Annotated in this window: 26 protein-coding genes; 15 read left to right on the top strand and 11 right to left on the bottom strand. The window is 69.8% G+C overall.

Features of this window, described 5'->3' with window-relative positions; translation table 11 throughout:
* Positions 1-30 precede the first annotated feature (30 nt).
* The 3 genes from sucD to sucC all read right to left on the bottom strand — a co-directional run bounded on the left by sucD (position 31) and on the right by sucC (position 2,827).
* Positions 31-915, bottom strand: a complete 885-nt coding sequence (gene sucD, locus KF887_05740) for a succinate--CoA ligase subunit alpha (protein QYK42610.1) — start codon at positions 913-915, stop codon at positions 31-33.
* A gap of 42 nt (positions 916-957) precedes the next feature.
* Positions 958-1,458: a hypothetical protein gene (locus KF887_05735; GenBank protein QYK42609.1), complete on the bottom strand. Its 501-nt coding sequence runs from the start codon at positions 1,456-1,458 to the stop codon at positions 958-960.
* A 175-nt stretch (positions 1,459-1,633) separates the two neighbouring features.
* Positions 1,634-2,827 (bottom strand): ADP-forming succinate--CoA ligase subunit beta, encoded by a 1,194-nt coding sequence (sucC, locus tag KF887_05730; GenBank protein QYK42608.1) that lies wholly within the window; start codon positions 2,825-2,827, stop codon positions 1,634-1,636.
* 268 nt (positions 2,828-3,095) lie between these two features.
* Between sucC and KF887_05725 the strand changes: the two genes are divergently transcribed.
* Positions 3,096-4,154, top strand: coding sequence for a glycosyltransferase family 2 protein (locus tag KF887_05725; GenBank protein QYK42607.1), 1,059 nt, complete (start codon positions 3,096-3,098; stop codon positions 4,152-4,154).
* A gap of 8 nt (positions 4,155-4,162) precedes the next feature.
* Here KF887_05725 and KF887_05720 read toward each other — a convergent pair whose 3' ends face one another.
* The 3 genes from KF887_05720 to mdh all read right to left on the bottom strand — a co-directional run bounded on the left by KF887_05720 (position 4,163) and on the right by mdh (position 7,128).
* The gene (locus KF887_05720) at positions 4,163-5,356 is read right to left on the bottom strand and encodes a hypothetical protein (protein QYK42606.1); all 1,194 of its coding nucleotides are present in this window, start codon (positions 5,354-5,356) and stop codon (positions 4,163-4,165) included.
* An 81-nt stretch (positions 5,357-5,437) separates the two neighbouring features.
* Complete coding sequence (locus tag KF887_05715) at positions 5,438-6,109, bottom strand: class I SAM-dependent methyltransferase (GenBank protein ID QYK42605.1); 672 nt, start codon at positions 6,107-6,109, stop codon at positions 5,438-5,440.
* A 56-nt stretch (positions 6,110-6,165) separates the two neighbouring features.
* The gene (mdh, locus tag KF887_05710) at positions 6,166-7,128 is read right to left on the bottom strand and encodes a malate dehydrogenase (protein QYK42604.1); all 963 of its coding nucleotides are present in this window, start codon (positions 7,126-7,128) and stop codon (positions 6,166-6,168) included.
* A gap of 131 nt (positions 7,129-7,259) precedes the next feature.
* Between mdh and KF887_05705 the strand changes: the two genes are divergently transcribed.
* The gene (locus KF887_05705; protein ID QYK42603.1) at positions 7,260-7,997 is read left to right on the top strand and encodes a sulfite exporter TauE/SafE family protein; all 738 of its coding nucleotides are present in this window, start codon (positions 7,260-7,262) and stop codon (positions 7,995-7,997) included.
* Positions 7,998-8,020: 23 nt separating this feature from the next.
* On the opposite strand, the gene KF887_05700 is transcribed toward KF887_05705, so the two are convergent.
* Entirely contained in the window at positions 8,021-8,329 is a 309-nt protein-coding gene (locus tag KF887_05700) for a hypothetical protein (protein QYK42602.1), read from the bottom strand.
* Positions 8,330-8,543: 214 nt separating this feature from the next.
* Between KF887_05700 and KF887_05695 the strand changes: the two genes are divergently transcribed.
* From KF887_05695 to KF887_05635, 13 genes are all read left to right on the top strand, one after another.
* Entirely contained in the window at positions 8,544-9,425 is an 882-nt protein-coding gene (locus KF887_05695) for a CoA ester lyase (GenBank protein ID QYK42601.1), read from the top strand.
* 5 nt (positions 9,426-9,430) lie between these two features.
* Positions 9,431-9,982: an NnrU family protein gene (locus KF887_05690; GenBank protein QYK43456.1), complete on the top strand. Its 552-nt coding sequence runs from the start codon at positions 9,431-9,433 to the stop codon at positions 9,980-9,982.
* Complete coding sequence (locus KF887_05685; GenBank protein ID QYK42600.1) at positions 9,982-10,185, top strand: DUF1737 domain-containing protein; 204 nt, start codon at positions 9,982-9,984, stop codon at positions 10,183-10,185. Before KF887_05690 ends, KF887_05685 begins: the two co-directional genes overlap by 1 nt.
* 138 nt (positions 10,186-10,323) lie before the next feature.
* On the top strand, positions 10,324-11,358 hold the full coding sequence (locus tag KF887_05680) for a MaoC family dehydratase (protein ID QYK42599.1): 1,035 nt from the start codon (positions 10,324-10,326) through the stop codon (positions 11,356-11,358).
* Between the two features lie 40 nt (positions 11,359-11,398).
* The gene (locus tag KF887_05675; GenBank protein ID QYK42598.1) at positions 11,399-12,169 is read left to right on the top strand and encodes a hypothetical protein; all 771 of its coding nucleotides are present in this window, start codon (positions 11,399-11,401) and stop codon (positions 12,167-12,169) included.
* A gap of 204 nt (positions 12,170-12,373) precedes the next feature.
* Positions 12,374-12,757: a succinate dehydrogenase, cytochrome b556 subunit gene (sdhC, locus tag KF887_05670; protein QYK42597.1), complete on the top strand. Its 384-nt coding sequence runs from the start codon at positions 12,374-12,376 to the stop codon at positions 12,755-12,757.
* A gap of 10 nt (positions 12,758-12,767) precedes the next feature.
* Positions 12,768-13,139 carry a succinate dehydrogenase, hydrophobic membrane anchor protein gene (locus tag KF887_05665; protein QYK42596.1) on the top strand — a complete coding sequence of 124 codons (372 nt, stop codon included), beginning with the start codon at positions 12,768-12,770 and terminating at the stop codon, positions 13,137-13,139.
* A gap of 9 nt (positions 13,140-13,148) precedes the next feature.
* On the top strand, positions 13,149-14,951 hold the full coding sequence (locus tag KF887_05660) for a succinate dehydrogenase flavoprotein subunit (protein ID QYK42595.1): 1,803 nt from the start codon (positions 13,149-13,151) through the stop codon (positions 14,949-14,951).
* A gap of 83 nt (positions 14,952-15,034) precedes the next feature.
* Positions 15,035-15,376 carry a hypothetical protein gene (locus KF887_05655; protein QYK42594.1) on the top strand — a complete coding sequence of 114 codons (342 nt, stop codon included), beginning with the start codon at positions 15,035-15,037 and terminating at the stop codon, positions 15,374-15,376.
* Positions 15,373-15,666: a hypothetical protein gene (locus tag KF887_05650; protein QYK42593.1), complete on the top strand. Its 294-nt coding sequence runs from the start codon at positions 15,373-15,375 to the stop codon at positions 15,664-15,666. Before KF887_05655 ends, KF887_05650 begins: the two co-directional genes overlap by 4 nt.
* A complete protein-coding gene (locus tag KF887_05645) occupies positions 15,666-16,409 on the top strand; it encodes an FkbM family methyltransferase (GenBank protein ID QYK42592.1) in 744 nt (247 codons plus the stop codon). The genes KF887_05650 and KF887_05645 overlap by 1 nt, the downstream gene beginning before the upstream one ends.
* 3 nt (positions 16,410-16,412) lie before the next feature.
* Complete coding sequence (locus tag KF887_05640; GenBank protein ID QYK42591.1) at positions 16,413-17,189, top strand: succinate dehydrogenase iron-sulfur subunit; 777 nt, start codon at positions 16,413-16,415, stop codon at positions 17,187-17,189.
* Between the two features lie 101 nt (positions 17,190-17,290).
* Positions 17,291-17,434 carry a hypothetical protein gene (locus tag KF887_05635; GenBank protein QYK42590.1) on the top strand — a complete coding sequence of 48 codons (144 nt, stop codon included), beginning with the start codon at positions 17,291-17,293 and terminating at the stop codon, positions 17,432-17,434.
* Here the strand turns inward: KF887_05635 and deoD are convergent.
* From deoD to KF887_05615, 4 genes are all read right to left on the bottom strand, one after another.
* Complete coding sequence (gene deoD / locus KF887_05630) at positions 17,431-18,150, bottom strand: purine-nucleoside phosphorylase (GenBank protein ID QYK42589.1); 720 nt, start codon at positions 18,148-18,150, stop codon at positions 17,431-17,433. The two genes, KF887_05635 and deoD, sit on opposite strands and share 4 nt — an antisense overlap.
* A gap of 65 nt (positions 18,151-18,215) precedes the next feature.
* A complete protein-coding gene (locus tag KF887_05625) occupies positions 18,216-18,578 on the bottom strand; it encodes a DUF1127 domain-containing protein (GenBank protein ID QYK42588.1) in 363 nt (120 codons plus the stop codon).
* A 65-nt stretch (positions 18,579-18,643) separates the two neighbouring features.
* A complete protein-coding gene (locus tag KF887_05620) occupies positions 18,644-19,294 on the bottom strand; it encodes a GntR family transcriptional regulator (protein QYK42587.1) in 651 nt (216 codons plus the stop codon).
* Positions 19,295-19,341: 47 nt separating this feature from the next.
* Positions 19,342-20,064 carry a M48 family metallopeptidase gene (locus tag KF887_05615; GenBank protein ID QYK42586.1) on the bottom strand — a complete coding sequence of 241 codons (723 nt, stop codon included), beginning with the start codon at positions 20,062-20,064 and terminating at the stop codon, positions 19,342-19,344.
* Positions 20,065-20,169 lie beyond the last annotated feature (105 nt).

The following is a 20,169-nucleotide window of genomic DNA, read 5'->3' as shown; positions in this document are numbered from 1 at the left end:
CGCCTTGCCTCCCCTGCGCGTGCCGGTCCGTCAGCCCTTGATCGCCGCCTGCACCGCCTGCCCCAGATGCGCGGGGCTTTCGGCGACCACGATGCCTGCGGCCTTCATCGCCTCGATCTTCGACTCGGCGTCGCCCTTGCCACCCGCGACGATGGCGCCCGCATGGCCCATGCGGCGGCCCTTGGGTGCCGTGCGGCCCGCGATGAAACCGGCGGTGGGCTTCCAGCGGCCCTTCTTGCGTTCGTCCGCGAGGAACTGCGCCGCGTCCTCTTCGGCCGAGCCGCCGATTTCGCCGATCATGATGATCGCCTCGGTTTCGGGGTCGGCCAGGAACATCTCGAGCACGTCGATATGCTCGGTCCCCTTGATCGGGTCACCGCCGATGCCCACGGCCGAGGACTGGCCGAGGCCCAGATCGCTGGTCTGTTTCACAGCCTCATAGGTAAGGGTGCCGGAACGCGACACAACCCCCACCTTGCCGCGCCGGTGGATATGGCCCGGCATGATGCCGATCTTGCAGGCGCCCGGCGTGATGACGCCCGGGCAGTTCGGCCCGATCAGGCGCGACCTGGAATTCAGGATCGCGCGCTTGACCTTCATCATGTCGAGCACCGGGATGCCTTCGGTGATGCAGACGATCAGCGGAATTTCCGCGTCGATGGCCTCGAGGATCGAGTCGGCGGCGAAGGGCGGCGGCACGTAGATCGCCGTGGCATCGGCGCCGGTGCGGGCCACCGCCTCGTGCACCGAGTCGAACACCGGAAGGTCGAGGTGCGTGGTGCCCCCCTTTCCGGGGGTCACGCCGCCGACCATCCGGGTGCCGTAGGCGATGGCCTGTTCCGAATGGAACGTGCCCTGGCTGCCGGTGAAACCCTGGCAGATGACTTTGGTGTGTTCGTTGACGAGGACGGCCATGGTCTTTCTGTCCTGATAGGGGGCCCCGGGGGGCCGGAGTCTTTAGGTGTCGCCAATGGTGAAGCGGAGCGCGGCGCCGGTTTCGCTGGTGCAGGCGGGGTCCTGCCCCTCGCCGGTCAGTTGCAGGAGCGTGCCCTGCCCGAGGTCGATCACGGCGCATTCCTCGCCGTCGGTGCCGAGGATCTGCATCCCGGGCCAGTCTTCCGTCGCCGCAAGGATGACGCCAAGCGCGGCCTCGGTGCCCATGGCATCGGTTTCGACCATGCAGAAGCCGGGTTCGTGCCAGTGCATCGCCCAGAGCCCATCGGTCCAGTATTCCGCCGTGCCCTCGAACTCGGCATCGGCGGCCTCCCAGGCCCCGTCGATGAACAGGCCCTCGGCGATGGCGGGATCATAGACGATCTCGGCGCAGGCGAGGATCGCGCCAGCCAGCCGCGCCTCGGGCGTCTCGTCCCGCAACAGTTCGACAATCACGGCGGGGCCGGGGGTTTCCGCCAGAACGGGTGCCGCGGAAAGGATCAGGGCAAGAAGGGCGCGCCGCATCGCGTCAGATCCGTTCCAGCATCGCGCCGACGCGCGACGCCGGCCCGTAGCCGCCGGTGCACCTGCCCGGGTGGATATCGCTTGAGGCTTGCATGGCGACGAGGGCCATCTGTCTCTCCCTGGGGTTGGGTTCGGCGCGGCACATGCGGGGCGGGCGGGGCCGCGCCCCGCGGGCCTAGCCCTTCACCGCCTTGACGATCTTCTGCGCCGCATCAGCCAGGTCGTCGCCTGCGATCACGTTCAGGCCCGACTCGGCGATGATCTTCTTGCCGAGATCGACGTTGGTGCCTTCCAGACGCACGACCAGCGGCACCTGAAGGCCCACTTCCTTGACCGCCGCGATGATGCCTTCCGCGATGATGTCGCAGCGCATGATGCCGCCGAAGATGTTCACCAGGATGCCCTTCACGTTGGGGTCGCTGGTGATGATCTTGAAGGCTTCGGTCACCTTCTCCTTGGTCGCGCCGCCGCCCACGTCGAGGAAGTTCGCGGGTTCGGCGCCGTAGAGCTTGATGATGTCCATCGTGGCCATGGCCAGCCCGGCGCCGTTCACCATGCAGCCGATCTCGCCGTCCAGCGCGATGTAGTTCAGGTCGAACTTCTGCGCGGCGAGTTCCTTGGGGTCTTCCTCGGTCTCGTCCTTCAGCGCCATGATGTCGGCATGGCGGTAGAGCGCGTTGCCGTCGAAGCCCATCTTGGCGTCCAGCAGTTTCAGGTTGCCGTCCTTCATCACCACGAAGGGGTTGATCTCCAGCATGTCCATGTCCTTCTCGACGAACAGCCGGTAGAGGTTCCTGACGATCCCCACGCATTGCTTGACCTGGTTGCCGGTCAGGCCAAGCGCAAATGCGACGCGGCGGCCGTGGAAATCGGACAGGCCGGTGGCGGGATCGACCGTGAAGCTGACGATCTTTTCGGGGGTGTCATGCGCCACGTCCTCGATCGACATGCCGCCCTCGGTCGAGCAGACGAAGGAGATGCGGCTGGTCTGCCGGTCGATCAGCAGGGCGAGGTAAAGCTCGCGCGCGATGTCGCTGCCGTCCTCGATGTAGACGCGGTTGACCTGCTTGCCCGCGGGGCCCGTCTGGATGGTGACCAGCGTGCGTCCGAGCATCTGGCGCGCGAACTCGGCCGCCTCGCCCACCGAACGCGCCAGTCGCACGCCGCCCTTCTCGCCCGCCTCGGGTTCCTTGAAATGGCCCTTGCCGCGACCGCCCGCGTGGATCTGCGCCTTGACGACCCACAGAGGCCCGTCGAGTTCGCCCGCCGCCGTCTTGGCCTCTTCCGCGCGAAGCACGATGCGACCGTCGGACACGGGGATGCCATAGCTGCGCAGAAGCGCCTTGGCCTGATATTCGTGGATGTTCATGGGATGCGCCGCCTCGTGCTGGCTGTCTTCGGGGGCGGAGTGACACGAAATTGCGCAGTTGCAAAACGCCTTCTGCACCGGGGCGGCGTTTTGGCGCGGAAATCGGGCATATGTGATCACAGCCAGAAAAAGTGTGATCACAACCTCGATTCCCGGCGCATCGCCAATGATTCGCGACGGTGGCGCCGGGCCTGCGTTGACACCGCGCGGGGCCGTGCCTATCGCCGCGACATGCGGGCAACCGGGCGGGGTAACCGGAAAGGTGCGGATGGCGGACTGGGGCGTGGCGGCACTGGTGGACGAACCGCGCGACCTGCTGGTGGCCTTTGCGGCGCATTGCCTGGCGCAGGGCGCGGCGGGGGTGCATCTGTTTCTTGACCGCGCGCGGCCCGACGTGATGGCGGCCCTGGGCGGGCGGCCCGGGATCAGGCTGACCACCTGCGACGCGGACTGGTGGGCTGCCCACCGGCGCGAGGGGCGTCCCGCCCTGAACACCGGGCGGCAGCAGTTTGTCGTGAACCTGGCGCTGCGCGACTGGCCGCACGACTGGATGCTGCATTGCGATGCCGACGAATTCCCGATGGCCGAGCGGCCGCTGGCCGATCTGCTGGATGCCGTACCGGCGGGACGGCAGTTCGCGCATGCCGGCGTCGCGGAACGGCAGTTCCTGCGGGGCGCGGCGCAGGGAACGATCTTTGACGGGGTCTTGCGGCTGGGTCGGCCGGGCGACGGCACGCGGGCCGCGGGGCTGGGCGCGGCGCTGGCGCCCTGCCTGAACGTTCACGGCCTGATCGGGCATGGCGCGGGGAAATGTGCGGTCCGCAGGGGGGCAGAGCTTCGGGTCGGGGTGCATTTCCCGATGCCGCATGGACGGGGCCTTGATGCCGCCGCGCAAGAGGACTGGCGCCGGACAAACGGCGTGTCGATTGCCGCCCGCCTTGCGCATTTCGACGGGCTGACCCCGCTGCACTGGGTGCTGAAGATGCTGCGGCGCCAGTTGCAGGCCGAACGCCAGGCGACGCCCGGCGCGCCGCCCGATTTCGGCAAGATCGGCGCGGCCCGGCGCAACCAGGTCGCGCTGGTCCACGGGTTGCGGCAGGATCCCGTGGCCCTGGCCGCGGCCGTCGACGCGCTGCTGGCCCTGGGGCCGGACGAGGCGGCGGCGCTGGCGGCGGCGGGCACCGTGATCGGCCCCGCACCGGACATCGCCACGACGGCGCGGCGGGTGTTCCCCGACCTCGACCTCGATTTCACGCCTGCGGCCTTCGACCGGCACCTGCGGACCTTGCAGGCGGCGCTGATCGCGGAGACCGGCCTGACGCTCTGATCGGCGGTTCAGTTCAGCAGGACCGCGAACATCACCGCATCACCGCGCACCAGCGACTCGAAGTCCTGCCAGTTCGCGGGGCTGACACGCTCGCCCTTCTCGGCATAGGGCAGCAGCCCCTCGCCCTGCACCCAGGTGACCAGATCGACGGCGGGCGGGTTCTCGAACATCTTGCGCAGGTTCAGGCCCGCCTCGGCGCCCATGCGCCAGTGGGGCATCAGAAGCCGCCCCTCCAGAAGCCCCTCGGCATCCGCAAGAACCGCCTGCCAGCGCTTGCCGGTCCCCTCGGGCATGCGGATGCCCAGGGCCGATTCCTGCCGGTCGTTCGGCACCCATTCGCGGTCATTGTCGGACTCGGCCTCGACCAGCGCCCAGAAGCGGCGGTTCTCGGCGATCATCGCCGTCAGGTGGCCATGCGCCGCCTTGGTCAGCGTGGCATCGGGCGGGGTCGAAAGGGCGATCAGGATGATCGCCGCACGGTCCACCTGGCGCCCGAAGATCGCGTCCAGCGCATTGGGCGGCGGCGTGTCGCCCCAGAGTTCCTTCATCGCGGCGGACGAGGCCAGCACCCGCTCGACCGCCGGGGCGGGGTCGAAGGCCAGGGCCAGCGTCGCGAAGGCCGACAGGAAATGGGTGTAGGCCCCCAGCCAGGCCGCATCGGCCGTGTCGAAACGGATAACCGGATCGGGCGGCGGTTCCATGAAGCCGCGTGCGGCGCCCGCCATGGTCAGGCCGGCCACCCGCGACACCTCTTCGCCCGCGTCGCGGCTGCCGTTGCCGTTGATGTCGAACCACAGGTCGGACAGCGCGATTTCCACGGCCACCTCGCGCCCGTCCAGCCGGGCGAGCGCGTCGCGCGCCGCGTCCATGTTCGTCTGCACGCCGGTCAGCAGGTCGGTCAGGTCGTCGGGGCGGAAGGCGCGCGCGGCAGGATTTTCCGGGATCGGCAGGCGCATGATCGGCAGTTCGGACCAGTCGGCCCGCACGCCGGTCTGCCAGCGCAGCTGAAGCGCGCCCTCGACCCCCCGCAGGAACCGCACACCGGCCAGCGCGAACAGGTCGTCCGCCGTGGGATCGGCCAGCGCCGCCAGCCGCGCCTCGGTGCGCGCAAGCCCGTTGCTGCCGATCTCGCGCGACAGCGACAGGTCGGCGGCGGCGGGGGTGGCCAGGGCCAGCGAAAGGGCAAGGGTGAGCGCACGCATGATGTCCTCCGGGTTGGGGCATCCTGAACCTGCGGGGCCGGTCGATCAAGCGCCGGTGCGCATCCCGGCCAGGCCCGGATGTCAGACCGGGCGGGCCACCAGCAGCCGCTGGCCCCGCGGCAGGCGGTCGGGTCGAAGGACGGCATCGAACCCGGTTGCGGCGAAGTCGGCCAGGACGGACGCCGCGGCACGGTGCCAGGGCGGGCGATCGGGATGGGTGACCACGCCGTCCGGCTGCCGCAGCGGGCCCGCCTGCCCCTCGGGTGCCAGGAACACGGTGACAAGCAGGCCGCGCAGGCCCGGGCATCGGGCCCGCAGCGATGCCAGGGCGGGACGCAGGCGGTCGGCGGGCAGATGGGTAAAGACGGCAAAGGCAATCGCCATGTCGATCTCGTCGGGCACGCCCGGAAAGGCGAAGTCCGCATCCCCGACCAGCCGGGATTCGGGCAGGCGGGCGGGATCGTCCAGTTCGGTCTCGCGCCCCCGCAGCATCAGGGCACGGCTGGCATCGGTGGCCCAGTAGTTGCCGGGTTCGAGGAAGGGCACCGCCTTGCACCCCAGCCGCAGCGACCCCGCGCCGATGTCGAGCAGGCGGTGGCGCGGTTCCAGCCCCTCGGCCCGCAGAAGCGCCAGTTGCAGCCGCCCGGTTTCATCCCAGCGACCGCCGACGATGTCGCGGTGGCGGCCCTGCGCAAGCGCCCGGTCATAGAAACCGGGCACGAGATAGGGTGAGGGGATGCTGCGGTCGGGCATCGCGCGCGCCGGGGCGAACCGCGCCGGTGGCGGCGCGGCCCCCGCTGCTGGCCGCGTCAGGCCAGCGTCGGGTCGATGCCCTTGCAGGCGGCGACAAGGCCCTTCACCGCATCGACCGACTTGTCGAACATGGCCTGTTCGGCGGTGTTCAGCTTGATGTCGACGATGCGCTCGATCCCGCCCGCGCCGATGATCGTGGGCACGCCCACATACATCCCGTCCAGCCCCAGCGCGCCCTTGACGAAGGCGGCGCAGGGCAGCAGGCGCTTCTGGTCCTTCAGGAAGGCCTCGGCCATCTCGATGGCACTGGTCGCGGGCGCGTAGAAGGCCGACCCCGTCTTCAGCAGGCCCACGATCTCGGCACCGCCGTCGCGGGTGCGCTGCACGATCGCGTCCATGCGTTCCTGCGTGGTCCAGCCCATCGCCACCAGATCCGGCAGCGGGATGCCCCCCACCGTGGAATAGCGGACCAGCGGCACCATCGTGTCGCCATGCCCGCCCAGCACGAAGGCGGTGACATCGCGCATCGAGACGTTGAATTCCAGCGACAGGAAGTGCCGGAAGCGCGCCGAATCGAGCACACCCGCCATGCCCACCACCATGTGATGCGGCAGGCCCGAGAATTCGCGCAGCGCCCAGACCATCGCGTCCAGCGGGTTGGTGATGCAGATCACGAAAGCCTTGGGCGCATGGGTCTTGATGCCCTCGCCGACGGCCTTCATCACCTTCAGGTTGATGCCCAGAAGGTCATCGCGGCTCATCCCGGGCTTGCGTGGCACGCCGGCGGTGACGATGCAGACGTCGGCGCCCGCGATGTCGGCATAGCTGTTGGCGCCCTTCAGGCTTGCGTCGAACCCTTCGGACGGGCCGGACTGCGCGATGTCCAGCGCCTTGCCCTGCGGCGTGCCCTCGGCGATGTCAAAGAGCACGATGTCGCCCAGTTCCTTGATGGCGGCAAGATGCGCGAGCGTGCCGCCGATCTGCCCCGCGCCGATCAGCGCGATCTTGGGTCTGGCCATGGGTTCCCTCCGGTTCCGATGTGGTTGGTCGGGCGTTGCCTATGCCGAAGCCGCCCCGCGCGCAAGGATGCTGCGTTGCGGCATAAACGCAACCCCTGTTTGTTGCGCCAAAGGGGCGCTATGGCGACGTCATGGATGGATGGGTTTTCTGGGTGCTGGCGGTGACGGCCGCCATGCTGGTGGGCATGAGCAAGGGCGGTCTGCCGCTGATCGGCATGCTGGGCGTGCCGGTGCTGGCGCTGGCGATCTCGCCGGTCACGGCGGCGGGCATCCTGCTGCCGATCTTTGTCGTGTCGGACATGTTCGGCGTCTGGGCCTACCGACGGCAGTTCAACGCCCGCATCCTGGTCATCATGGGGGCGGGGATGACGGCCGGGGTCGCCCTGGGCTGGGCCACCTCCAGCATGGTCAGCGAACGGATGGTCACCGGAATCGTCGGAACCATCGGGCTGGTCTTCGCGCTCACGCTGATCCTTCGGCGCGGACCGGGCGAACCCCGGCCCGTCCGCGTCGGGCCCGGCCTGTTCTGGGGTGCGGTGACGGGCTTCACCAGCTTTGTCAGCCATTCGGGCGCGCCGCCCTACCAGGTCTATGTGCTGCCCCTGAAGCTGCCCAAGCCGATCTACGCAGGCACCACGACACTGGTCTTTGCCTGGGTGAACGCGGTCAAGCTCGTGCCCTACTGGGCGCTCGGACAGCTGTCGCCACAGAACCTGGCGGTTGCCGTGTGGCTGGCGGTTCCGGCCGCCCTGGCGGTGTTTCTGGGCGTGCGGCTGGTGCGCTGGCTGCCCGAGGCGCTGTTCTTCCGGATCGTCACCTGGGCGCTTCTGCTGATCTCGGTCCGATTGCTGTGGCAGGCGGTGGTCTGACGGGCGGGGCCGGGCCCGCGGGGTCAGGCCGGGGCGCCCCGGGCGGGCAGTTCCTCGGTCACGGCCCCGAAACCGTGGCCGCTGGCGACAAGGCAGGTCATCCCCTCTGCCGTCGTCACGGTGATGGTCCAGCTGCCGGTTTCCCGGCTGGCATGAACCTCCATCAGCATGTTGTTGGCCGCCAGACCGACAGACTGGCGGGTTTCGGCGTAGTTGTCGGCAAGTTGGGCCAGCACGCCGGCGCGCGGGCCGCATTGCGCCGCCGCCTGCGCCTGGGTGGCAAGGATCAGCCCGGCAAAGCCGAGCGACAGCGCGAACAGGTCCTTCATCATGCGATCTGCCTTTCCGGGTTTGCGCCGGGGTGGACCGGCGATGCAGCCGTGGTTCCGGCGCATGACGGAAAGGCTGCGCCCGCTTTCGAACCATGAGGTTAACGCGCCGGGCGCGTGAACACAGGGCGAACTTTCTGCGGCGCGGCACATTCTCCCTTGCCGAATGTGCCAAAATGGTGATCCCTCGCGCACGAAAATTGCCGGGGAGAGAATCATGAACAGCCATCCGACGATCGGCCTGGCACGCCCCTGCCGCTCGGTGCTCTACATTCCCGGGTCGAAGGAGCGCGCGCTGGAAAAGGCGCGCGGCCTGCCTGCTGACGCGATCATCTTCGATCTCGAGGACGCGGTGGCGCCGGACGAGAAACCGGCGGCGCGGGCGTTGCTGGCGCGGGTGCTGGCCGCCGCCGACTATGGCCCCCGGCTGCGGATCGTGCGGGTGAACGGGCTGGACACGCCCTGGGGGGCGGATGACCTGGCCGCCTTCGCCGGCAGCCCGGCGGACGCGGTCCTGATCCCCAAGGTCGGCGCGCCGGGCGACCTGGACGCGGCCGCCGCCCGGGTGGCGCAGCCGCTGTGGGCGATGATGGAGACGGCCGCCGGGATGCTGAACGCCGCGGCCATCGCGGCGCATCCGCGCCTTCAGGGCATGGTGATGGGCACCAACGACCTGGCGCGCGAACTGGGCGCGCGGTTCCGGCCGGACCGGCTGGCGATGCAGGCGGGGCTGGGGCTGTGCCTGCTGGCGGCGCGGGCGCATGGCCGGGTGATCGTGGACGGGGTGTTCAACGCCTTCCGCGATGCCGAGGGGCTGCGCGCGGAATGCGAACAGGGTCGCGACATGGGGTTCGACGGCAAGACGCTGATCCACCCGGACCAGCTGGCCGTGGCGAACGCGGCCTTCGCGCCGTCCGAGGCCGAGACGGATCTGGCGCGGCGCCAGATCGCGGCGCATGAGGCGGCGCTGGCGGCGGGCGAGGGCGTGGCGGTGGTGGATGGAAAGATCGTCGAGAACCTGCATATCGTGACGGCGAAGGCGACGCTGGCCAAGGCGGCGGCGATCGCCGGGATGGAGGCAGCACAGGGGGCGCCGTGATGTATCTGTTGGTCCTGATCCTTGGCGTGGCGCTCTGGGCGGGCGCGCATCTCTGGAAACGGCTGGCGCCCGGCAGCCGGGCGGCCTGGGGCGAGAAGGGCAAGGGGCCGGTCACGCTGGCGCTGCTCGGGTCGGTCGTGCTGATGGTGGTGGGCTACCGGGGCGCCGAGCCGGTGCAGCTGTGGTATCCGCCGGCGTTCCTGACGCATGTGAACAACCTGCTGATGCTGGTGGCGTTCTACCTGTTCGCGGCGTCGGGCATGAAGACGCTGGTGACGCGGGCGGTCCGGCATCCGCAGCTGACCGGCTTCAAGACCTGGGCGGTGGCGCATCTGCTGGTCAACGGCGACCTGGCCTCGGTGATCCTGTTCGGCGGGCTGCTGGCCTGGGCGGTCGTCAGCGTGATCCTGATCAACCGGGCGCAGCCCGCGTGGGAGAAGCCCGACCAGTCGTCGCTCGGCAAGGAGATCGGCGCCGGGGTCGGCGCGGTCGTCGTGACGGGCGGTGTGGCCCTGATCCACATCTGGCTGGGCTACTGGCCGTTCGGAGGCGCGTGATGAAGCTTTACCGGTTCCTGACCGAGGACGACACCTCGGCCTTCTGCCACAAGGTGACGGCGGCGCTGAACAAGGGGTGGCAGCTGCACGGCGGGCCGACCTATGCGTTCGATGCGGCGAAGGGCGTGATGCGCTGCGGGCAGGCGGTGGTGAAGGAGTCCCCGGGCACCTACACGCCCGAGACGAAACTGGGCGAGCACTGAGGCGTCCCACGGTGGGACGCTTTTTGGACCAAGCAAAATCAATGGGTTATCTTTCGGGATTCACCCTTTGTTAAGAGTTTGCCGCCGCCGGGCTGCTGGCGCGGCGGCGGCGGACGGACCGGGCAGGAGCCAGACCGAATGACCAAGACCAATCCGGGCCGCTTTTTCGAGGACTACCGGCTGGGCGAGACGATCATCCATGCGGTGCCGCGCAGCATCAAGATGGGCGAGCGGGCGCTGTATCATGCGCTGTATCCCGCCCGGCACGCGCTGCATTCGTCGGACGCGTTTGCGCAGTCCTGCGGATTGCCGTTCAGCCCGCTGGACGATCTGGTGACGTTCCACACGGTCTTTGGCAAGACGGTGCCCGACATCAGCCTGAATGCGGTGGCGAATCTGGGCTATGCCGAGGGGCGCTGGCTGACCCCGCTGTGGCCCGGCGACACGGTGCGGGCGGAATCGACCGTGATCGGGCTGAAGGAGAACTCGAACGGCGCCTCGGGCGTGGTCTGGGTGCGGACCCGGGGGATCAACCAGCACGGCGAGGTGCTGCTGGAATATGTGCGCTGGGTCATGGTGCGGAAGAACCGGCGCGAGGCCCCGGCACCCGAACCGGTGGTGCCGGTGCTGGCGCCCGCCGTGGCGGCGGGCGATCTGGCGATCCCGAAGGGGCTGGACTTCACGCGCTACGATGTCGCGCTGGCGGGCGAGCGCTGGCGGCTGGCCGACTATGCGCTGGGCGAGCGCATCGACCATGTGGACGGCGTGACCATCGAGGAAGCCGAGCACATGATGGCGACGCGGCTGTGGCAGAACACGGCCAAGGTGCATTTCGACGCGACGTTCCGCGAGGACGGGCGGCGGCTGATCTATGGCGGGCATGTGATCAGCCTGGCGCGGGCGCTGTCATTCAACGGGCTGGCCAATGCGCAGATGGTCGTGGCGCTGAACGGCGGGGCCCATGCGAACCCCTGCTTTGCGGGCGACACGGTGCGGGCCTGGTCGGAAGTGCTGGACCGGGCGGAGACGGCGGCGCCCGGCGTGGGGGCGATCCGGCTGCGGACGGTGGCCGTCAAGGGGGCGGCGGAACCCTTTGCGCTGAAGGGGGCCGACGGCAGATATCTGCCGGACGTGCTGCTGGATCTGGACTATTGGGCGCTCATGCCGGCCTAGCCGGGTTGAGCCCAACCGCCCCGGCGTGGCATGAAAGGCCATGCTGCGGCCCCTGACCCTGACGGTGAGCCTGCTGTTCGCCCTGCCCCTGGGCGCCGAGAGCCGCCTGGCGATGCGGCCTTCGGCGGCGGATGCCGCGCAGGCGGGGTTCGTAGAGTCAAATCTGGTCTTCATGTTCCACCACGAGGTCGCGCATGCGCTGATCGACGTGCTGGGCCTGCAGGTGGAGGGGCGCGAGGAAGATGCGGCCGACACGCTGTCGGCCATCCTGATCGACCGGCTGCGCGACGAGCAGGCGGCGGTTTCGCTGTTCTACGACGCGGCGCTGGCCTTCCTGTACTATGCCGAGGAGACCGAGGCGGATAGCGGCCAGACCCGGTGGGGCCGCCATTCGCTGGATATCGAGCGCTATGACAACCTGGTCTGCCTGTTCTATGGCGCGAACCCCGACGACCGGGCGGGGCTGGCGCGCACGCTGGGCCTGACGGACGCGCGGCGGCGGGCGTGCCCGACGATCTTTGCGCTGGCCGCCGAGGACTGGCGCGGCAAGCTGGCGGGGATGCCGCCGCAGGACCACGGGCCGGGCCTGCGGCTGGTGGTTCCGGCGGGGCGCGACGCGCTGACCCGGGTGATCGCGGCCGAGGTGCGGGCGCTGAACGGCGAATACGGCTGGCCGCGCTGGGTGGATGTGACGGTGGAACCCTGCGGCGAGGCGAACGCGTTCTACGACCCCCGGGCGCGGCGCATCGTGGTCTGCACCGAATATGCCGAGGATCTGGGCCGGCTGTGGCGGTCGCATCATGGCGACTGAGTCGCCCGGCCCCGTCCGATTTGTGATCACACCTCGAAAATTCGTGATCACAACCCCTGGATTTCTGCACCTGCATTGCCGCGCCGGATGGATTCCGCGCGTTCCGCCGCGTGACTTGCGCGAAAAATCCGCTATTCAGGATGGAAAAGGATCCAGCGCTTGCCGGCGAACCGGCGGCAGCGAGACGCACGAAGGGAACCGATGATGGCTGAAGCAAAGCGGGTCGAACGGCCCCTTTCCCCGCACCTTCAAATCTACCGCCCGCAACTGACCTCGATCACCTCGATCCTGACACGGATCACCGGGAACGCCCTGATCGTGGGGGCGGTGCTGGTGGTGTGGTGGCTGCTGGCCGCGGCGACCTCGCCTGCGTATTTCGCGCTGGTGGACGGGCTGCTGCGGTCGTGGCTGGGGGTGCTGGTGCTGACCGGATCGCTCTGGGCGGTCTGGTATCACTATCTGGCGGGGCTGCGGCATCTGTATTTCGACGCGGGCAAGGGGCTGGACATACCCACGGCCGAGAAGCTGGGCTGGGGCTGCATCGGCGGGTCGGTGGTGCTGACCGTCCTGACGCTGCTGGTGATCTGAGGGGGATGGAATGCGCTATCTGACCGACCGCAAGCGCGCCGTGGGGCGCGGGGCATCCGGCACCGGGACCGAGCATCACTGGTCGATGCAGGTGTCGGCCGTGGGGCTGGCGATTCTGGTGCCGACCTGGGTGTTCATCTTCGGCCGCGCGCTCGGCGGCACGCAGGACGAGGTGGTGGCCACCTTCGCCCGGCCGTTCCCGGCGATCCTGACGGCGCTGCTGCTGGTGGTGGGGATGCGCCACTTTGCCAAGGGTGCCACGATGATGATCGAGGACTACGCCCGCGGCACCACCCGCAAGATCGCCGTGATCACGGCGATCTCGATTTCCTATGCGATTGCGGCGACGGGGCTGTTCGCGCTCGCCCGCATCGCGCTCTGAGGTTCTGACATGGCTGCATATCCTTACGAGGTTCACGACTACGACGTGGTCGTGGTGGGTGCCGGCGGCGCGGGGCTGCGCGCGACGCTGGGCATGGCGGAACAGGGCCTGCGCACGGCCTGCGTGACCAAGGTGTTCCCGACCCGGTCGCACACGGTGGCCGCGCAGGGCGGCATCGCGGCCAGCCTGTCGAACATGGGGCCGGACAACTGGCAGTGGCACATGTACGACACCGTGAAGGGGTCGGACTGGCTGGGCGACACGGACGCGATGGAATACCTCGCGCGGGAGGCGCCGAAGGCGGTCTACGAGCTGGAACACTACGGCGTGCCGTTCAGCCGCACGGAAGAGGGCAAGATCTACCAGCGGCCCTTCGGCGGCCACACCACCGAGTTCGGCGAGGGCCCGCCGGTGCAACGCACCTGCGCGGCGGCCGACCGCACCGGCCATGCGATCCTGCACACGCTCTATGGCCAGAGCCTCAAGAACAACGCGGAGTTCTACATCGAGTATTTCGCGCTGGACCTGATCATCACCGACGGGCGCTGCACCGGCGTGGTGGCCTGGAAGCTGGATGACGGCACGATCCATGTGTTCAACGCCAAGATGACGGTTCTGGCGACCGGCGGCTATGGCCGGGCCTACTTCAGCGCGACATCCGCCCATACCTGCACCGGCGACGGCAACGGGATGGTGGCGCGGGCGGGGCTGCCGTTGCAGGACATGGAATTCGTGCAGTTCCACCCCACCGGCATCTATGGCGCGGGCTGCCTGATCACCGAGGGCGCGCGGGGCGAGGGCGGATACCTGACGAACAGCGAGGGCGAGCGGTTCATGGAACGCTACGCGCCCACCTACAAGGATCTGGCGTCGCGCGACGTGGTCAGCCGCTGCATGACGATCGAGATCCGCGAGGGCCGGGGCGTGGGCGCGGGCAAGGACCACATCCACCTGCACCTGAACCACCTGCCGAAAGAGGCGCTGGACCTGCGCCTGCCGGGCATTTCGGAAAGCGCGCGGATCTTTGCGGGCGTCGACGTGACCAAGGAGCCGATCCCGGTGCTGCCGACCGTGCACTACAACATGGGCGGCATTCCCACGAACTACTGGGGCGAGGTGCTGAACCCCACGCCCGAGAATCCCGACGCGGTGTTCCCGGGCCTGATGGCGGTGGGCGAGGCGGGCTGTGCGTCGGTCCATGGCGCGAACCGGCTGGGGTCGAATTCGCTGATCGACCTGGTGGTGTTCGGCCGCGCCGCCGCGATCCGCGCGGGCAAGGTGGTGAACCCCGGGGAATCGGCGGCACCGGTCAATCGGGCCGAGGTGGACCGGGCGCTGTCGCGGTTCGACGGGTTCCGCCACGCCAAGGGATCGGTGCCGACGGCGGACCTGCGGCTGGAGATGCAGAAGACGATGCAGGCGGATGCGGCGGTGTTCCGCACCGACAGGACGCTGGCCGAGGGCTGCGGCAAGATGGACGCCATCGCACGCAAGATGGACGACCTGTCGGTGACCGACCGCAGCCTGGTCTGGAACAGCGACCTGATGGAGACGCTGGAACTGGCCAACCTGATGCCCAACGCGCTGGCCACCATCGTGGCCGCCGAGGCGCGCAAGGAAAGCCGTGGCGCCCATGCGCATGAGGACTATCCGCAGCGCGACGATGCCACCTGGCGCAAGCATTCGCTGGCCTGGGTGGACGGCGCGACGGTGACGCTGGGCTATCGCCCGGTGCATCTGGACCCGCTGACGACCGAGGCCGAGGGCGGGATCGACCTGAAGAAGATCGCGCCCAAGGCGCGCGTGTATTGACCGGGTTCGGACGGCAGACGGGTCGGCGGTCCATGCCGCCCGGCGCCGTGCGGGCCGTCAGGACCGGAGCGGAAGGAGCGGCAATGCGGCGTCTGGGATCGGCTGGCCGGGGATGGCTGGGGGCGGCAACGGCGGTGCTGCTGCTGTCGGCCTGCGACCCCGCAGCCACGGCGGGCGGCGTGAAATCCGCCGCCGCGCGGTCGGTTCTGGTGTCGGTGGCAGAAACGGTGATGCCCGCCTCGCAGGCCGAGACGGCGGCCTTCTGCCTGGCCAGCCACGCGACCCCGGCCGAGATCGACAGTCTGGCGCGCGATGTGGGCACCCGGCCGGGCACCACGACCTATGCCACCGCGCGCGCCATCGCCGCGCGGCCGGACGCGCAGATCTGCCTGCGGGAGCGGGGCGTGGCCCCGATGCGGCTGTGACATGGCGCGCGGCGGCGATCCTTGCGGCGGCGGTGGCGGCCTGCGGCCCGATCCCGGTCGAGGATGCCGAGCGGATGTGTCTGGACGAGGCGCGCGGCGCGCGGGCGCCGCGTGGCGAGGTGATGGTGGGCGGCGGCACGGGGGGCGTGGGCGCGCGGGTCGTGCTGGACGTGTCGTCGGATTTCCTGCTGGGGCGCGACCCGTCGGCGGTGTTCGATGCCTGCGTGCAGAGCCGTTCCGGCCAGCCGCCGACGCGGCCGCTTTCGGCGCAGCCGGGGTGGAGGCGGTGATGCGGACGGCCGAGGACCGGGCCGAGCGCGACGACCTGCGCCGCCGCCTGCGCCGTCAGGGGCTGGTGGCGCAGCCGGACAAGTCGGGGCCCGGGCATCTGCGCGCCTTCGGCCTGTCGCCGGACGTGATCTTCGACGTGGGCGTGGATACCGGCACACCCGCGCTGTACCGGGCCTTTCCGCAGGCGCAGTTCGTGCTGGTGGACCCGCGCCCCGAGGCGCGCGCGGCGCTGGCGGGCCCCGACGCGCCCGCGCGCGCCGTGTTCCACGAGACGGCGCTGGGCGCGGCGCGGGGACGGATGGACCTGTCGATCCCGGTGACGGCGCGGGGCATCGAGGGCGCCCGCGCCTCGCTGGGCCGCCCGGTGGGGCGCATGGCGCGGGCGATCACGGGGTATCGCAGCATCGAGGTCGAGGTCACGACGCTGGATGCGCTGGCGCAGGCCTGGCCGGGGCGGCTGGGCCTGAAGATCGATGCGGAAGGTCACGAGGCCGCGGTGCTGGAGGGCGCGCGCGCCAGCCTGCCGCGGTGCGATTTCGTGATCCTGGAACTGTCGCTGACGCGGCGGTTCGAGACCACACCGCGCCCGAGCGCGGTCTTTGCGATGCTGGCGGCCGCGGGACTGGAGTTCCGCGATGTGCTGCGCAGCACGGGCGACGGCGCGGGGGGCCCCGCGCCGCGGCTGTTCGACGTCCTGTTTACCCGCTGGCCCGACGCCGGTCTGGCCGTCAGAGGAGACTGATCCATGGTGCAGTTCACGCTTCCCAAGAATTCCGCCGTCCGCACCGGCAAGACCTGGCCGAAGCCCGATGGCGGAAACGTGCGGAAGTTCCATATCTACCGCTGGAACCCCGACGACGGGCAGAACCCGCGGGTGGATACCTATTTCGTCGACATGGACAGCTGCGGCCCGATGGTTCTGGACGCGCTGATCAAGATCAAGAACGAGATCGACCCGACGCTGACGTTCCGCCGGTCGTGCCGGGAAGGCATCTGCGGGTCCTGCGCGATGAACATCGACGGGATCAACACGCTGGCCTGCATCTACGGCCTCGACGAGGTGAAGGGCGATGTGAAGATCTACCCCCTGCCCCACATGCCGGTGATCAAGGACCTGATCCCCGACCTCACACATTTCTATGCCCAGCATGCCAGCATCATGCCCTGGCTGGAAACCAAGACGAACCGCCCGGCGAAGGAATGGCGCCAGTCGATCGAGGATCGGGAAAAGCTGGACGGTCTGTACGAATGCGTGATGTGCGCGTCCTGCTCGACCGCCTGCCCGAGCTACTGGTGGAACGGCGACAAGTATCTGGGGCCGGCGGCGCTGCTGCATGCCTACCGCTGGATCATCGACAGCCGCGACGAGGCGACGGGGGAACGGCTGGACGATCTGGAGGATCCGTTCAAGCTCTACCGTTGCCACACGATCATGAACTGCGCCAAGACCTGCCCCAAGGGGCTGAACCCGGCCCGGGCGATTGCGGAGATCAAGAAGATGATGGTGGACCGGGTGGTGTGACGGCATCACGGGCTGCGGCCAAGGCGCGCAGCCGGTCGCAGGCGGCGGCGTTCGGTGCTATCTTGTCCGTCAGGGAGGGCAAGCCGGACGAGGTGCGCCCGATGACGAACGTGATCCCCTTTCCCCGCAGGACAGTGCCCCCGCGCACCGCCGAACCGGCGGCGTGCAAGGCCGACGAGGCGCCGATGCCGCGCGTCGACCTGGCGCCGCTGATCCAGATGTATGCCTATTGGGCGGCAGACTAGGCGAAGGCCGCCGTCAGCGCGATGTCCACCATGTCGGCGAAGGAGCGTTCGCGATCCTCGGCGGGCAGGGCCTCGTGCGTCAGCAGGTGGTCGCTGACGGTCAGCACGGCCAGCGCCCGCCTGCCATGGCGGGCGGCGATGGTGTAAAGCTCGGCCGTCTCCATCTCGACCGCCAGGACGCCATGTTCCTGCAGGACGGCCCCCAGGTCCGGCCGCTCGTCGTAGAAGGCATCCGACGAGAGGATGGCCCCGGCATGCAGCCCGAAGGCGCGGCCCCGCGACCGGAGCGCCATCGCGGCGCCGTGGGCCGCTGTCAGCAGGCCGAAATCCGGCGTCGGGGCAAAGTTCGCCTCGCGGAACATCGGGCGCGACGGGAAGGACAGGGTGCAGGCCGCCGTGGCCAGCACGACGTCCCGGATCGCCACATGCGGCTGCATCGCGCCCGCCGACCCGATGCGGATCAGGGTTTTCGCGCCATGGTCGCGGATCAGTTCGGTCGCATAGATCGCCATCGACGGCATGCCCATGCCCGTTCCGTGGACCGTCACCGGGCGCCCCTGCCAGAGGCCGGTGAACCCCAGCATGCCGCGCACCGCATTGACCTGGCGCGCGTCGGTCAGGAAGGTTTCGGCGACCCAGCGGGCGCGATAGGGATCGCCCGGCATCAGGACGGTTTCGGCGATCTCGCCGGGTTTCGCGCCGATATGTGTGCTCATGCTTTCCTCGCTGTCACTGCGTCGCAGGCTAGGCGAGGGGCGCGCGCAAGGGAATGGCGAAGCGGTCAGGCGGACAGCGCCTGCCAGGTCGGCGCGTTGGGGCAGAATCCGCAGTCTGCGGCGCCGACCGATCCGTCCAGCACCCGGGCGCGTTCGAGCGTGCGGCGGCATTGGGCGGTCTGGCGGCAGGCGGCGCAGGTTTCGGCCACCTCGCGCCACAGCAGCGGATCGGCGGCAACCGCGTCGGCGTCGACCCCGAACACGGCCGCCATCGCGCGAAGGCGCGCCTCGCCGTCGCCGGTGAGCCGGGCCAGCATCAGCGCCTCGTCCCGCGAGAGGCCCAGATCGGTGAGCGTCCGGTCATCCCATTCCGCGATCGCGGCGGCATCCTGCCGCGCCTGTAGCCATGCCCTGAGTCGCGAATACACTGTCGCCTCCCTTGCCGATGCCGGGATATTCTGGGGCCGGGGCCGTGGGCTGTCCTTGATCCGGGTCAACTGGCCAGATGGCGCAGACCCTGCGTCACGTCGGTGCGCACCGCCAGGCGCAGCCCGGGTTCATCACCCGCCCGCAGTGCGGCCAGGATCATCCGGTGATGCTGGGGCGGTTCGCGGCGGCGCAGCCGGGTATAGAGCGCGCGCATCGTCGGCCCCAGTTGCAGCCAGACGGTCTCGGTCAGGGCCAGCATCGCGGGGGCCTGCGCGCGCAGATACAGCGTGCGGTGAAATTCCAGGTTGGTGCGGATGTAGGCGACGGCGTCCTGCTTTACCACGGCTTCGGCGTTCAGCCCGTTGATCGCGGCAAGCCGGTCGATCAGCGCGAAATGCGCGCGCGGCAGGGCGCGGGCCGCCAGTTCCGGTTCCAGGAGCGCCCGGATCGCGGCCAGTTCCTCGATCCGCTCGGGCGTCAGTTCGGGGGTCGAGACACGGCCCGAGGACGACAGGGTCAGCGCGCCTTCGGCGACCAGGCGGCGCACCGCCTCGCGCGCGGGGGTCATCGAGACGCCGAACTGCCTGGCCAGGCCCCGCAGCGTCAGCGGCATGCCCGGCGCCAGTTCGCCATGCATGACCTGCCCCCGCAGTGTGCGATACAGCCGTTCATGCGCGGCAGCGTTGGGGTCGAGCGGACGGGGGGATATGGGCATGATCGCCAGCCAAGCACCGGGCGGGCGGGCGGTCAATCCCCGGCCCGTCAGAACCGCAGGGCGTGCAGCGCGTGACCCTCACCGCGCAGCCAGGCGCGATGGGCGGCATAGTCGGGGCAGAGCCGGGCGACGGCCGCCCAGAACGCAGGGGAATGATCCATGTGCGCCAGATGCGCGACCTCATGCGCGGCGACATAGTCGAGCACGGGCGGCGGCGCCAGGATCAGCCGCCACGAGAACATCAGGCGACCCTGCGCGCTGCACGACCCCCAGCGCGACCGGGGGTCGGACAGCACGAGCGTCGCAAAGCGGCGCCCCAGCGTGGCGGCGTGCCTGTCGCAGGCGGCGGCCAGCCGGTCGCGGGCCAGGGCGCGCAGGAAGGTCGCGGCGCGGCGCGGCGCCATCTCGGCCGGGCCGGGCACCAGGAGGCGGTCGCCCTCGATGCGGACCGACCGGCCGGTGGCCGGTGTCAGGACGAGGTCGCGGCCCTCGACCGGGACGCGGCCACCCGGAGCCAGGGCGATGACCCCGGGGATCGCCGCAAGGGTGCGCCGCAGCCAGCCCTCCTGCGTCGCAAGGAAGGCCTCGGCCTCGGCCGCACGGACGCGGTGCGGCACGGTCAGCGTGACGCGGCCGTCGCCCCGGCTGACCCGCAGCGACAGGCGGCGCGCGCGCGCCGAGGCCCGCAGGATCACCTCGACCGGCGGCGGTCCGGGCAGGTGCAGCCGGTGCGGCAGGCCGACGGTCGGGAAGGGCAGTCGAAAGGGCATCGCGGGCCTTGCGGGGGACGCCGCCACCCTAGCCGGACACGGCCGCCGCGCAAGCCCCGCAGGAGGGCTTGACAGGGCGCGACGGTTGCGGCAAGCGGCGCTTTT

The organism is Paracoccaceae bacterium, from assembly GCA_019454225.1.
GTDB lineage: Bacteria > Pseudomonadota > Alphaproteobacteria > Rhodobacterales > Rhodobacteraceae.
The sequence above is the reverse complement of the archived record's forward strand: the minus strand, read 5'-3'. Positions and strand labels throughout refer to the sequence as shown.